Annotated in this window: 10 protein-coding genes; 4 read left to right on the top strand and 6 right to left on the bottom strand. The window is 62.4% G+C overall.

Annotated features, from left to right (window positions below):
- Positions 1-39 precede the first annotated feature (39 nt).
- Positions 40-888: a prephenate dehydratase gene (locus SFY93_RS11170; RefSeq protein WP_068736325.1), complete on the top strand. Its 849-nt coding sequence runs from the start codon at positions 40-42 to the stop codon at positions 886-888.
- 9 nt (positions 889-897) lie between these two features.
- Here the strand turns inward: SFY93_RS11170 and SFY93_RS11165 are convergent, their stop codons facing one another.
- The 3 genes from SFY93_RS11165 to SFY93_RS11155 all read right to left on the bottom strand — a co-directional run bounded on the left by SFY93_RS11165 (position 898) and on the right by SFY93_RS11155 (position 2889).
- Positions 898-1308: a YciI family protein gene (locus SFY93_RS11165; protein ID WP_089261564.1), complete on the bottom strand. Its 411-nt coding sequence runs from the start codon at positions 1306-1308 to the stop codon at positions 898-900.
- A gap of 78 nt (positions 1309-1386) precedes the next feature.
- Positions 1387-1830, bottom strand: a complete 444-nt coding sequence (locus SFY93_RS11160) for a VOC family protein (protein ID WP_175365659.1) — start codon at positions 1828-1830, stop codon at positions 1387-1389.
- 42 nt (positions 1831-1872) lie between these two features.
- Positions 1873-2889 (bottom strand): LLM class flavin-dependent oxidoreductase, encoded by a 1017-nt coding sequence (locus tag SFY93_RS11155; RefSeq protein ID WP_184513991.1) that lies wholly within the window; start codon positions 2887-2889, stop codon positions 1873-1875.
- A gap of 411 nt (positions 2890-3300) precedes the next feature.
- On the opposite strand from SFY93_RS11155, the gene metF reads away from it, so the two are divergent.
- From metF to SFY93_RS11140, 3 genes are all read left to right on the top strand, one after another.
- On the top strand, positions 3301-4200 hold the full coding sequence (gene metF / locus SFY93_RS11150) for a methylenetetrahydrofolate reductase [NAD(P)H] (RefSeq protein ID WP_320447129.1): 900 nt from the start codon (positions 3301-3303) through the stop codon (positions 4198-4200).
- A 4-nt stretch (positions 4201-4204) separates the two neighbouring features.
- Positions 4205-8044, top strand: a complete 3840-nt coding sequence (gene metH / locus SFY93_RS11145; RefSeq protein ID WP_320447128.1) for a methionine synthase — start codon at positions 4205-4207, stop codon at positions 8042-8044.
- A gap of 632 nt (positions 8045-8676) precedes the next feature.
- Positions 8677-8925 (top strand): hypothetical protein, encoded by a 249-nt coding sequence (locus SFY93_RS11140; RefSeq protein ID WP_089261574.1) that lies wholly within the window; start codon positions 8677-8679, stop codon positions 8923-8925.
- Positions 8926-9011: 86 nt separating this feature from the next.
- Here SFY93_RS11140 and glpK read toward each other — a convergent pair whose 3' ends face one another.
- The 3 genes from glpK to SFY93_RS11125 all read right to left on the bottom strand — a co-directional run bounded on the left by glpK (position 9012) and on the right by SFY93_RS11125 (position 12716).
- Positions 9012-10511 carry a glycerol kinase GlpK gene (glpK, locus tag SFY93_RS11135; protein WP_320447127.1) on the bottom strand — a complete coding sequence of 500 codons (1500 nt, stop codon included), beginning with the start codon at positions 10509-10511 and terminating at the stop codon, positions 9012-9014.
- A gap of 91 nt (positions 10512-10602) precedes the next feature.
- Positions 10603-11805 (bottom strand): FAD-dependent oxidoreductase, encoded by a 1203-nt coding sequence (locus SFY93_RS11130; RefSeq protein ID WP_320447126.1) that lies wholly within the window; start codon positions 11803-11805, stop codon positions 10603-10605.
- A 140-nt stretch (positions 11806-11945) separates the two neighbouring features.
- A complete protein-coding gene (locus SFY93_RS11125; protein ID WP_320447125.1) occupies positions 11946-12716 on the bottom strand; it encodes an SDR family NAD(P)-dependent oxidoreductase in 771 nt (256 codons plus the stop codon).
- Between the last annotated feature and the right edge of the window lie 89 nt (positions 12717-12805).

Genomic DNA, 12805 nt, shown 5'->3' with positions numbered 1-12805 from the left:
GATACAAGGCCCGCCATGACCATTCCCAAAAATCAGATCATGAAGATCGCATTCCAGGGCGAGCCCGGCGCCAATTCCCATATCGCCATCGTCGAGGCGTTTCCGAATGCCGAGCCGCTGCCCTGCGCCACCTTCGAGGATGCGCTGGCCGCGATCACCTCGGGCGAGGCCGATCTAGGCATGATTCCGATCGAGAACTCGATCGCTGGCCGCGTCGCCGACATCCACCATCTGCTGCCGCAGTCAGGCCTGCATATCGTCGGTGAGTGGTTTCTGCCCATTCACCACCAGATGATGGCGCTGCCCGGTGCGAAGCTCACCGACATCAAGACGGTGGAAAGCCACGTCCACGCGCTCGGCCAGTGCCGCCGCATCATCCGCAAGCTGGGGATCAAGGCCATCGTCGCCGCCGACACCGCCGGCTCGGCCCGCGCGATTGCCGAACGCGGCGACAAGAGCTGCGCCTCGCTGGCCTCGCGGCTCGCAGCCGATATCTACGGGCTCGAAATTCTCGCTGAGGACGTCGAGGACGAGGATCACAACACCACGCGTTTCGTCATCCTTTCCAAAGACGCCAAATGGGCGCCGCAGGGCTCCGAACCGCTGGTCACCAGTTTTGTTTTCCGCGTCCGCAACCTTCCTGCGGCGCTCTACAAGGCACTCGGCGGCTTCGCCACCAACGGCGTCAACATGACCAAGCTGGAAAGCTACATGGTCGACGGCGAGTTCTTCGCCACGCAGTTCTACGCCGATGTCGACGGTCATCCGGATGACCGCAACCTCGCTTTCGCGCTCGAAGAGCTGAAGTTCTTCTCACGCGAATTCAGGATCGTCGGCGTCTATCCGGCGCATCCTTTCCGCGCGACCTTCGGCGAACCGACCTCGTAACCGGCAAGTTCAGGACGACGCCGGCCGGACGTGATCGGTCAGCGCATGCGTCGCCGCCATAGGCGAACCGGGCAGAAATAGCTGAACCGGACGGATTTCATAGACCGCAGTCGGATTGACGCGGCGCAGATCGCGCGCGGTCGCGACGGCGTCCTCACGGGTCGCACAATCGACGACATAGAAGCCGAGCAACTGCTCCTTGGTCTCGGCAAAAGGACCGTCGATGATCACGCCAGCGCCGGGTCCGCGCAAGGTGAATGCACCCTTGGTACCTCCGAGACGCGCAGCCGGCCCCATCCGGCCGTCGGCCGTCAGCTTCTCGTGAAGCTCATGAAGATTGGCCATCACCGCAGTGTCTTCGTCGGCCGTCCAGGACACGACGACGTCTTCGACGTGATAGGCCAGAATTGCATAGAGCATAGGTTTTACCTCGTGTGGTGACGGCGCCGATCCAAGGACGTTTCGATAGTCCCGATCCCGACATTGCCTCTCGAAACTTTACGACGCCTCGCAAATTGACGCATCCACCGCAACCAACTCGACGATATTGCCGTCCGGATCGGTGACGTAAATGGAGCGCCAACCGATCCATCGGTGTTCGTAGGTGTTCGGCTTGAAACCCGCCTTCGTCAGGGCATCAAGAGCAGGCTGATAGTCCGATAACGCAATCTCCAGCGCAAGGTGATGCAGAGTGGGTGCCCGCAAATCGGGAGCGGACCATTTCGTGTCGTCACGATTGGACGGCTGATCGGCCCTGAAAAGGCCGATAATACGGTGATGGCCTTCAAAGCCATCCTCCACTTTGAGAAACACAATCCGATCGTCGAAGGCGCGCAGCAGACTGAGACCAAGGACATCTCGATAGAAACTGACCGCGCGCGGCATATCGCTGACACGCAGAACAACTTCGCCAAGGCCACGCGGTGTTACCAGAGGCGCCATCATCCCCTCCCATTGTCGCGGCGCTCGCTAACCTCGCTGCGCCTAGGCTGCTGCTCTCTGCAATTGAAATACATCCGCCAACAGATCATAGGACCGCTTCCGCGCCTCATGATCATACATCGCGGTAATGACCATCAACTCATCGGCCTGGCATTCGCTGATGAGCGGCTGCAGCTTTTCCAAGACTGTCGACGGACTGCCGACGAACAGCCGTGAACGATTGCGCGCGATCTTCATCTTTTCGCTGTCGCTATAAGGATAGGCCAGCGCCTCTTCGACGCTCGGCAGCGGCGCGTATTCGCCGCGGTCGCGGCGGAGGCGATTGAGGTCGGCTGACGACGCCAGCCGCTCGGCCTCGGCATCCGTCTCCGCGCAAATCACTGCGACAGCGAGAATCGCATGCGGTGCCTGCCGCCAGCTGGAGGACTTGAAGCGCGCGCGGTAATGCACCATCGCGTCGGCGGCGTCGTGGGATGCAAAATGGTGGGCGAAAGCGAAGCCCATGCCGACCTGTGCGGCCAGATCCGAACTGTAGTCGCTGGACCCGAGCAGCCAGAGCGGCGGCAGTGGCACGTCATTGGGCATCGCCACGACGTTGTTATAGGGATGGCCTTCCGGGAATTGCCTGGTCTCCCACAGCACCAGCTCGCTCAGCCGCTCAAGGAAATCATCACCTTCGCGGCCAGCGAGACGGTTGCGCAGCGCATAAGCCGTCGCGCCATCGGTCCCCGGTGCACGGCCGAGGCCGAGATCGATCCGGCCGGGAAACAGCGCCTCCAGCATCTTGAAGCGCTCGGCCACCATCAATGGCGCATGGTTCGGCAGCATCACGCCGCCGGAACCGACGCGAATGTGCTGCGTCACTGCCGCAATCTGCCCGATCATGATCTCCGGTGCCGGGCTCGCGACCGACGCCAGATTGTGATGCTCGGCCAGCCAGTAGCGGACATAGCCGAGGCGATCGGCATGTTTGGCCAGATCGATGCTGTTACGGAGCGCGCCCGCGGGCGGCGTGCCTGACGTGACGACCGAGAGGTCGAGAATGGACAATGGGATCATGGCGCCAAGCTAGTGCGTGCGCCGGAGAGGGCAAAGAGCGTTTTGGGCCACCGACGCCTCCCCCAAACGCCGATGGCAGCAAGGGCCGCCCCTCGTGGGACGAATTCTGATATAAGAATAATTACACAACATCTGCCCACATACATCGTCTATAGATCGAAGTGGTTATATTGGCTATTTAAAGCAATATTCCGGTAGTTTTGCGGGAAGCCGGCGCTGCCCACTTATATTCTAACGAGGAAAATTACGCGAGATATCTGCCCTTAGTTGGGCCAATTCCCACCCTAAAACCGCTCCAGATGGGCTATTTCAGTCACCGACCATAGCCTATCTTTGTGCAGTGCAGCCAAAGTCCCCAGGGCTTGGCGCCAGAGACAACCGGTACCGCTTCATGCGGTGGAGTTCGACGCGATGACCGAGATCAACCCGGCCACCCCCACCAAGCTTCCCAATATCTCCTTCGAGTTCTTCCCGCCGAAGACCGAGGAGATGGACCGCACCCTGTGGGACACCATTGAGCGCCTGGCGCCGCTGAACCCGTCCTTCGTGTCGGTGACCTATGGCGCCGGTGGGTCGACGCGCGAGCGCACCCACGCCACCATCGTCCGTCTGCTCAAGGAGACCGCCCTCACCCCGGCGGCGCATCTGACCTGCGTCGGCGCGCCGAAAAGCGAAATCGACGATGTCGTGACCCGCTATCATGAGGCCGGCGTTCGCCACATCGTGGCGCTGCGCGGCGATCCGACCACAGGCATCGGCACGGAATATATACCGCACCCCGACGGTTACAAGACCTCCGCCGATCTGGTCGCCAGCATCCGCAACCGCTATCCCGATATCGACGTCACCGTCTCCGCCTATCCGGAGAAGCATCCCGAGAGCGCCGACTTCGATGCTGACATCGATACGCTGAAGGCCAAAGTCGATGCCGGCGCGACCCGCGCCATCACCCAGGTGTTCTTCGATAACGACCTGTATTTCCGCTACCTCGACAAGGTCCGCGCCCGCGGCATCGATATCCCGGTGCTGCCCGGCATCATGCCGATGCATAATTTCAAGCAGGCGAGAGCCTTCGTCACCCGTGCTGGCACCACAGTGCCCGACTGGCTCGCCGCCAAGTTCGACGGCATCGATAACGATGCCGAGACACGCAAACTGGTAGCCACCACCGTCGCCGCCGGCCAGGTGCAGAAGCTCGCCAAGCAGGGCGTCAGTGACTTCCATTTCTACACGATGAACCGCGCCGATCTCGTTTTCGCCATTAGTCACCTGTTGGGCTTCCGGCCGAACGGCGCGCAGAAAGCTGCCTGATCTCATGTCCGTACCCGTTTCGCCGAAGCGTACCGAACTGCTTGCCGCCGCTGCCGAGCGCATTCTCGTGCTCGACGGTGCCATGGGCACTATGATCCAGGGTCTGCAATTCGACGAGGCCGCATTCCGCGGTGAGCGCTACAAGAATTTCCACCGCGACCTCCGCGGCAACAACGACCTGCTGATCCTGACGCAGGCCGACGCCATCGAGGACATCCACGCGCAATATCTGCGCGCCGGTGCCGACATCGTCGCCACCAACACCTTCTCCTCGACCTCGATCGCGCAGGCCGATTACGACCTGCAGGACATCGCCTATGAGATGAGCCGCGAAGGCGCGCGCCTCGCCAAGAACGCCGCGATCACCGTCGCTGCCGAGGACGGCAAGCCGCGCTTCGTCGCCGGCGCCATCGGCCCGACCAACCGCACCGCCTCGATCTCGCCGGATGTCGCCAATCCCGGCTATCGCGCGGTGACCTTCGACGATCTGCGCATCGCTTATAGCGAGCAGATCAACGGTTTGCTTGACGGCGGCGCCGACCTCCTGCTGGTCGAAACCATCTTCGACACGCTTAACGCCAAGGCGGCGCTCTATGCCATTGCCGAAATCTGCGAGGCGCGCGGCATCGACGTGCCCGTGATGATCTCCGGCACCATCACCGACAAGTCCGGACGCCTGCTGTCCGGCCAGATGCCGGAAGCGTTCTGGAATTCGGTGAAGCACGCCAGACCCGCCACCATCGGCTTCAACTGCGCGCTCGGCGCCGAAGACCTGCGCGCGCATATCGCCGATATCGGCCGCGTCGCCGATACCCTCGTCTGCGCCTATCCGAATGCCGGCCTGCCCAACGAATTCGGCCAGTATGACGAGAGCCCGGAATTCATGGCGGGGCTGATCGGCGAGTTCGCTGCCAGCGGCCTCGTCAATGTGGTCGGCGGCTGCTGCGGCACCACGCCGGACCATATCGCGGCCATCGCCAAGGCGGTCGCGCCGCACAAGCCGCGCATCGTCCCGGAGATCGCACCGCTCCTGCGCCTGTCAGGTCTGGAGCCGTTCGAACTAACCTCGGCGATTCCCTTCGTGAACGTCGGCGAGCGCACCAACGTCACCGGCTCGGCTAAATTCCGCAAGCTGATCACCGCCGGCGACTACACCGCCGCGCTGCAGGTGGCGCGCGACCAAGTCGAGAACGGCGCACAGGTCATCGACGTCAATATGGACGAAGGCCTGTTGGATTCCGAAGCGGCGATGGTCGAGTTCCTCCATCTCGTTGCTTCCGAGCCGGATATCGCCCGCGTCCCGGTGATGGTCGACTCGTCGAAGTTCAACGTCATCGAAGCCGGCCTGAAATGCGTTCAGGGCAAGCCGATCGTCAATTCGATCTCGATGAAGGAAGGCGTGGAGAAATTCATCGTTGAGGCCAAGATCGCGCAGCGCCATGGCGCCGCTGTGGTCGTCATGGCGTTCGACGAGGTCGGCCAGGCCGACACGTTTGCGCGCAAGACCGAGATCTGCAAACGCGCTTACGACATTCTGGTCAAGGAGCTGAACTTCCCGCCGGAAGACATCATTTTCGATCCGAACATTTTCGCCATCGCGACCGGCCTCGAAGAGCACAACAATTACGGCGTCGACTTCATCGAGGCGACGCGCTGGATCCGGCAAAACCTGCCGCATGCGCATATTTCCGGCGGCGTCTCCAACTTGTCCTTCTCGTTCCGCGGCAACGAGCCGGTGCGCGAAGCGATGCATTCGGTGTTCCTGTATCACGCCATCAAGGCAGGCATGGACATGGGCATCGTCAATGCCGGACAGATGATCGTCTATGACGACATCGATCCCGAGCTGCGCCAGGTCTGCGAGGACGTCATCCTCAACCGCGATCCCGGCGCCTCCGAACGGCTGCTCGAACTGGCCGAGAAATTCCGCGGCCAGACCAAGCAGGCGAAGGAACAGGATCTCACCTGGCGCGAATGGCCGGTGGAGAAGCGGCTGAGCCACGCGCTGGTGCACGGCATCACCCAATATATCGACGAGGACACCGAAGCCGCACGCCTGACCGTGGCGCGTCCGCTGCACGTCATCGAGGGCCCGCTGATGGCCGGCATGAACATCGTCGGCGACCTGTTCGGCGACGGAAAGATGTTCCTGCCACAGGTGGTGAAGTCGGCCCGCGTGATGAAGCAGGCGGTGGCTTACCTGATGCCGTTCATGGAGCAGGAGAAGGCTGACAATCTCGCCGCAGGTATCACTGGCGATGGCCGCAAGAATGCCGGAAAGATCGTGCTCGCGACCGTGAAGGGCGATGTCCACGACATCGGCAAGAACATTGTCGGCATCGTGCTCCAGTGCAACAATTTCGAGGTCATCGATCTCGGCGTCATGGTGCCGGCCTCGAAGATCATCGATACCGCCAAGGCCGAAGGCGCCGACATTATCGGCCTGTCCGGCCTGATCACGCCGTCGCTCGATGAGATGACGTTCCTGGCCGGCGAGATGGAACGGCAGGGTCTGAAGATGCCGCTGCTGATCGGCGGCGCGACGACCAGCCGCGTGCACACCGCGGTGAAGATCGATCCGAACTACCGCGCTGGCGCCGTGGTGCATGTCAACGATGCCAGCCGCGCCGTGGGCGTTGCCTCGTCGCTGCTGTCGCCGGAGAAGAGCGTCGCCTATGCGGCCGAGGTGCGCGCCGATTATGCGAAGATTTCTGCCGCGCATTTCCGCGCCCAGCAGGACAAGAAGCGGCTGTCGCTCGTCGCTGCGCGGGCCAATGCGCACGTCGCGGACTTCAGCAAGACGGTGCGCAAGCCGACCTTCCTGGGCATCCGGACTTTTAGCGATTATTCGCTCGAAGAGCTTGCTGCCTATATCGACTGGACGCCGTTCTTCCAGACTTGGGAACTGTCTGGCCGTTTCCCCGGCATCCTCACCGACAGCGTGGTCGGCGAAGTCGCGACGTCGCTCTATGCCGATGCGCAGAAGATGCTCAAGCAGATCGTCGAGGAGAAGTGGTTCACGGCGAAGGCAACCATCGGCTTCTGGCCGGCCAATGCCGTGGGCGACGACATCCGCCTCTATGCGGATGACACCCGCTCAACCGAGATTGAGACGCTCTACACGTTGCGCCAGCAGCTCGAGAAGCGCGAGGGCCGCTTCAACGCCGCGCTCTCCGACTTCATCGCGCCGAAGACCTCGAATGTGCCGGATTATATCGGCGGCTTCGTCGTCACAGCGGGCATCGGCGAGGATATTATCGCCGATCGCTTCAAGAACGCCAATGACGACTATTCGTCGATCCTGTGCAAGGCGCTGGCCGACCGTCTCGCCGAAGCCTTCGCCGAGCGCATGCATGAGCGCGTGCGCAAGGAGTTCTGGGCCTATGCGCCGGACGAGAATATCTCGACCGATGACCTGATCCTGGAGAAGTATCAGGGCATCCGCCCTGCTCCCGGCTATCCCGCACAGCCCGATCACACCGAGAAGGCGACGATCTTCAAATTGCTCGATGCGGAGAACACTGCGGGCGTAACACTCACCGAAAGCTACGCCATGTGGCCGGGCTCGTCGGTGTCCGGGCTCTATTTCAGCCATCCCGAGAGCTATTATTTCGGCGTCGGCAAGATCGAGCGCGATCAGGTCGAGGAATATGCCGCGCGCAAGAACATGAGCGTGGCCGAGGTGGAACGTTGGCTGGCGCCGGTGCTGAACTACATTCCGGGTGCCGAGCCTGCGCCGGTCGCCGTACCCGCGCCTGCCAATGACGAACTCGCGACCCATCCGCCGGGATGTAACTGCGCGGTGCATTTGATGTATCGCGGCAAGAAGGTCGGAGCGAAGTAGCGCTTTGCAAGTCGCAGGATGTGCTTGTCAAACAGCCAAGCTCTCGCAGTCTCGCGGCGCTTGCGCGTCCGAGGTATGAGCAGTCCCCCTCAAACGATGAGGGGCGGCGGCGCGCCGTGAGGCGCAAAGGGTGGTTTTATCGCGATCCGCTCCACCGGAACGCCGGCAAGCTGCAACCGCGCAACGCCTCACGGCGCGCCACCGCGGCGATTTCTGTCCCCGGGACCGTTCTTCCGGGCAAAGGCGCAGAGCTCCGCACTCCGCTGATCCCGACGGTTTCCCGCCGTTCACCAATGCCACGTCCAGCCAGCATGAGTGGCAGACCCCCGTAGTGGGGTCGGACGGTGACCCAGGGCTTCCCGAGTGCGCGGGGTACGTCACCCCACACCCGCAGGCGCCGCATCCCAGTCCCACTTCAAGACGCCTCTAGAAGCGCCCCTCGCGAACGGGATAAAAGGCATATAGACCCATATAGGATTTTCGTCAATAGAGCTCGAGGGATTATTTTCTCTCTACCACTGCCGCGACGAATTCCGGTCCCGGCAAAGTTATCGTTTCAATCCCGTGGCGACGGAACGATCAGGAAGGCCGCAGCTTGTCGTATGCGCAATATTTGCGTTTGGAGGGTTGAAATGAAACGTACCATGATCGCGACGGCAGCCGCGGCACTCCTGGGTCTGGGCCTGATGCTTCCAGCGAACGCCATGCCGGTCGGTGGGCTTGCACCTGCGAGCACCGCCAGCGACATCATCCAGATTCGTGGCCATGGCGGCGGACATCACGGCATGCACCGCGGCGGGCGTGGACATCATTACGGCTGGGGCCGCGGACGCGGCCATCATTATGGCTGGTCGCGTGGACGGCATCGCGGCTGGCGCTAACAACCAACAACAGGCACGGTCAGCCTGACATGACCATTATAGGAGCCGCCCGCACAGGCGGCTCTTTCTGTTTGGTGAGCAAGCTTTCAATCTTTCCCCGGATCGCTCGCCAATACGCCCTTCACTGCCTGCGCCCAGCCCTTCAGTTTTCGTGTCCGTGTGGCTTCGCTCATGGCCGGCTTGAAGCGGTGTTCGAGCCGCCAGTTGTCGGCGAATTTGGCAGGCTCCGGAAATACGCCGGCCGTGAGACCGGCGAGATAGGCAGCACCCAGCGCGGTGGTTTCCTGGATCATCGGGCGATCGACTGGTGCATTCAGGAGATCGGCGAGACGCTGCATGGTCCAGTCCGATGCGGTCATGCCGCCATCGACGCGCAGCACGACAGTCGCAGCGGAGACATCGGGCCAGTCAGCACGCATCGCCGCATAGAGATCCCTCGTCTGATAGCAGACGCTTTCCAGCGCGGCATGGGCGAGTTCGGCCGGGCCGGTGTTGCGCGTCAGTCCGAACAGCGCTCCGCGCACATCGGGATTCCAGTAAGGCGCGCCGAGGCCGACAAAGGCCGGGACCAGATAGACCGATTGCGAAGAATCGTTCTGATCAGCGAGCGGCCCGCTTTCGGCCGCGCTCTTGATGATGCCGAGCCCGTCACGCAGCCACTGCACGGCGGAGCCGGCAACGAAGATCGAACCTTCCAGCGCATAGGTGCGCACGCCGTTGAGTTGATACGCCACGGTTGTGAGCAGCTTGTTCTTCGATTGCACCGGCGTCGTGCCGGTGTTGAGCAGCGCAAAACAGCCGGTGCCATAAGTCGACTTGATCATGCCCGGCGCGAAACAGGCCTGCCCGATGGTTGCAGCCTGCTGATCCCCGGCAATGCCGCCGATGATGATCGTGCCACCGAACAGATCGGTGCTGCCGAAATCCGACGAAGAGTCCTGCACCCTGGGCAGCATCGCCTTGGGCACGCGCAGCAGCTTCAGCAGCTCATCGTCCCATTCACCGGTGTGGATGTTGAACAACTGCGTGCGCGAGGCATTGGTGGCGTCGGTGGCGTGCACCCTGCCCGCCGTGAGCCGCCACAGCAGATAGCAATCGACGGTGCCGAACAGCAATTCGCCGCGCTCGGCGCGGTCGCGCGCGCCGGGGACATGATCGAGAATCCACGCCACTTTCGTTCCGGAGAAATACGGATCGATGATCAGGCCGGTCTTTTGCGTAATCAACGGCTCATGGCCGTCGGCTTTCATCTGCGCGCAGATCTCCGCGGTGCGGCGGTCCTGCCAGACGATGGCACGGTGCACAGCCTGGCCGGTGACGCGATCCCACACCACCACCGTCTCGCGCTGATTGGTGATGCCGATGGCGGCAATATCCTTCGCGGTAACGCCCGCCTTCGTCATGGCTTCGTGGCAAACGGCCAACGTCGAGGTCCAGATATCCTCGGGCTCATGCTCGACCCAGCCGGAGGCCGGGAAATGCTGCGGGAATTCCTGCTGCGCGGAGGCCGCGATCGAGATGTCGGCGCGAAAGATCATCGCGCGCGAGGATGTGGTGCCCTGATCGATGGCCATCACGAAAGACATGACGTTTCTTCCCGAAAGATTGTGGTCGCGTTGTGTTGGGAGGCGCAGGCAACCGGATTAGCGCGGGCGCGTCAAGCGGCAGCGCCGGCGGTCAGGTCGCCGAGTCGATCATCATGACCAGAGCGGACGCGACCATCGCCAGTTCGCGCGGCAGCGTCTCGCGGGCCCGCCGCACCATGCCCTCGCCCAGCCGGCCGAAGAAACGTGCCCAGCGCTGTGCGCGCCAATACAGCGAATTCTCGACAGTGACTGAGCGCAACTTGAACGCCTTGCCGGTGGCCCAGGCGTCGCATTCCAGCTTCAACGGATCGGCGTAGTAGTGCGCGATCTTGGCCGCATCCATGCCGGGTGTGGCCAGCCAGTTCGGGATGTGCACGCTGCAGAGCTGTGCAACATCGGTGAACACCTTGTCGGTGCCGGTGCCGCTGCCCGGGCACGGCGAGGCAAAGGCATCGCCCACCAGCACGACACCGGACTGGACCACGTTGTCGCTCTCGTAGAGATCGATGGGGCGGATCTTGATATCGCCGGATATCTTGTAGTCGCCAATCAGCGCACGCAGCTTCGGCAGGCAAGCATCCAATGCTGCTTCCGGCGTGCGCCGCATCTGGCGAATCCAGGGATCGTCGGTCTCGCGATAGACGAACAGGTTGCCGCGCATGGTCTTGCCAATGGGAAACAGCGTGACATAGGCGGTGCGATGAACCGTCGTTTCGGCAAAGTAGGTCAGCGCGGGGAATGCAAAGCGGTCCCGGCCGACGGGCGCGATATCGAAGCCGACCGAGATCGAATGATTGGCCGAGATGACCGGGCGGCCGATATTGAGTTGATTGCGCAAGCTGACGCTGGCGCCATTGGCGAGAATGACAAGGCGCGCGGAAATCTCCTCGCCATTGGACAGGCCGATGGTCTGACGGTCATCCGATGTGGCGATCGACGTCGCCTTGGCGTGAATGGTCTCGACAGATGACGGGATCTGGCCACGCACGGTATTGACCAGCGTGTCGTAGAGAAAGCCGTGCTGCTGGCTGGGGCGCTTGTCGATCACGCGGCCGAAACGCGCGATCCAGATCTCGTCGTCATGGGTGGCGGCGCCGAGCACCGCATCGACGAGACCTGTCTTGCGCAGCCGCTCGAGCTGGACGCCGCCGCTGATCTTCTCGCAGCGGAGTTCGGGGGGATGGACCTGATGCGGTTCGATCAGGATCGCAGACACACCGGCGCGACCGAGCATCGCCGCAGCCGTCGACCCGGCGAGGCCGCCACCAATGATCGCGATATCCGTCTGCCGCACGGGAACTCTCCAGCTGCGGCTATCCGTGCGCCCGAAGTGTTAAAAAACGGGAAAGGATTGAGGCAGGCGGCAAGTGGCTACCGCCGGAGGTTTATTTCGCGGGATTTCTTACCCTCCCCCTTCAGGGGAGGGTAAGGACGTCACACCGATGCGGTCGTCACGCCGCCGTCGATGACGATGGTCTGGCCGGTCATGAAGGTGGAGGAATCCGAGCCGAGATAGGCGACGGCACCGGCGATCTCGTGGGGCTCGCCGATCCGGCGCAGCGGCGTGGTCGCGGTGCGGCGCTTGAGATTGGCCTCGTCTTCCCACAGCGCTTTCGCGAAGTCGGTCTTCACCAGCCCAGGCGCGATGCAATTGACGCGCACGCCCTTCGGTCCCCATTCGCCGGCGAGACTGCGGCACAGGGAGAAGTCGGCAGCCTTGGAGATGCCGTAGGCGCCAATCACCGTGGAGCCGCGCAAGCCGCCGATGGAAGAGATAATGACCACCGAGCCCTTGCCGCGCTCGGCCATCGCCGGGATCGCCTTGGCGCAAAGCCAGATGTTGCTCTTGACGTTGGAGCCCATGATCTTGTCGAAGGCTTCGTCCGCAATATCGAGCAGCGGACCGTAATAGGGATTCACCGCCGCATTGCAGACCAGAATGTCGATCGGGCCGTAGTGCTTCACCGTGCCGTCGATCAGGCCTTCGACTTCGTCGCGGCGCGAGATGTTGCACGGGATGACATGGGCATCGCCGCCATTAGCCTTGATGCCATCGACCACGGCCTGACAGGCATCGGCCTTGCGGCTGGAGACGACAACCTTGGCACCGAGGCTGGCGAGCAATTCCGCGGAGGCCTTGCCAATGCCGCGGCTGGACCCGGTGATGACGGCGACCTTACCGGTGAGATCGAATGGATTTTTCACGGGCGGTCTCCTTGATGGTTTTTTGATTTGTATTTCTCACGTCATTCCGGGGCGCGCTGCAGCGGCGAAGCCGCGAAGGCGCGAACCCG

It is taken from the genome of Tardiphaga sp. 42S5, assembly GCF_034044155.1.
GTDB classification, from domain to species: Bacteria; Pseudomonadota; Alphaproteobacteria; order Rhizobiales; family Xanthobacteraceae; genus Tardiphaga; species Tardiphaga robiniae.
The sequence above is the reverse complement of the archived record's forward strand: the minus strand, read 5'-3'. Positions and strand labels throughout refer to the sequence as shown.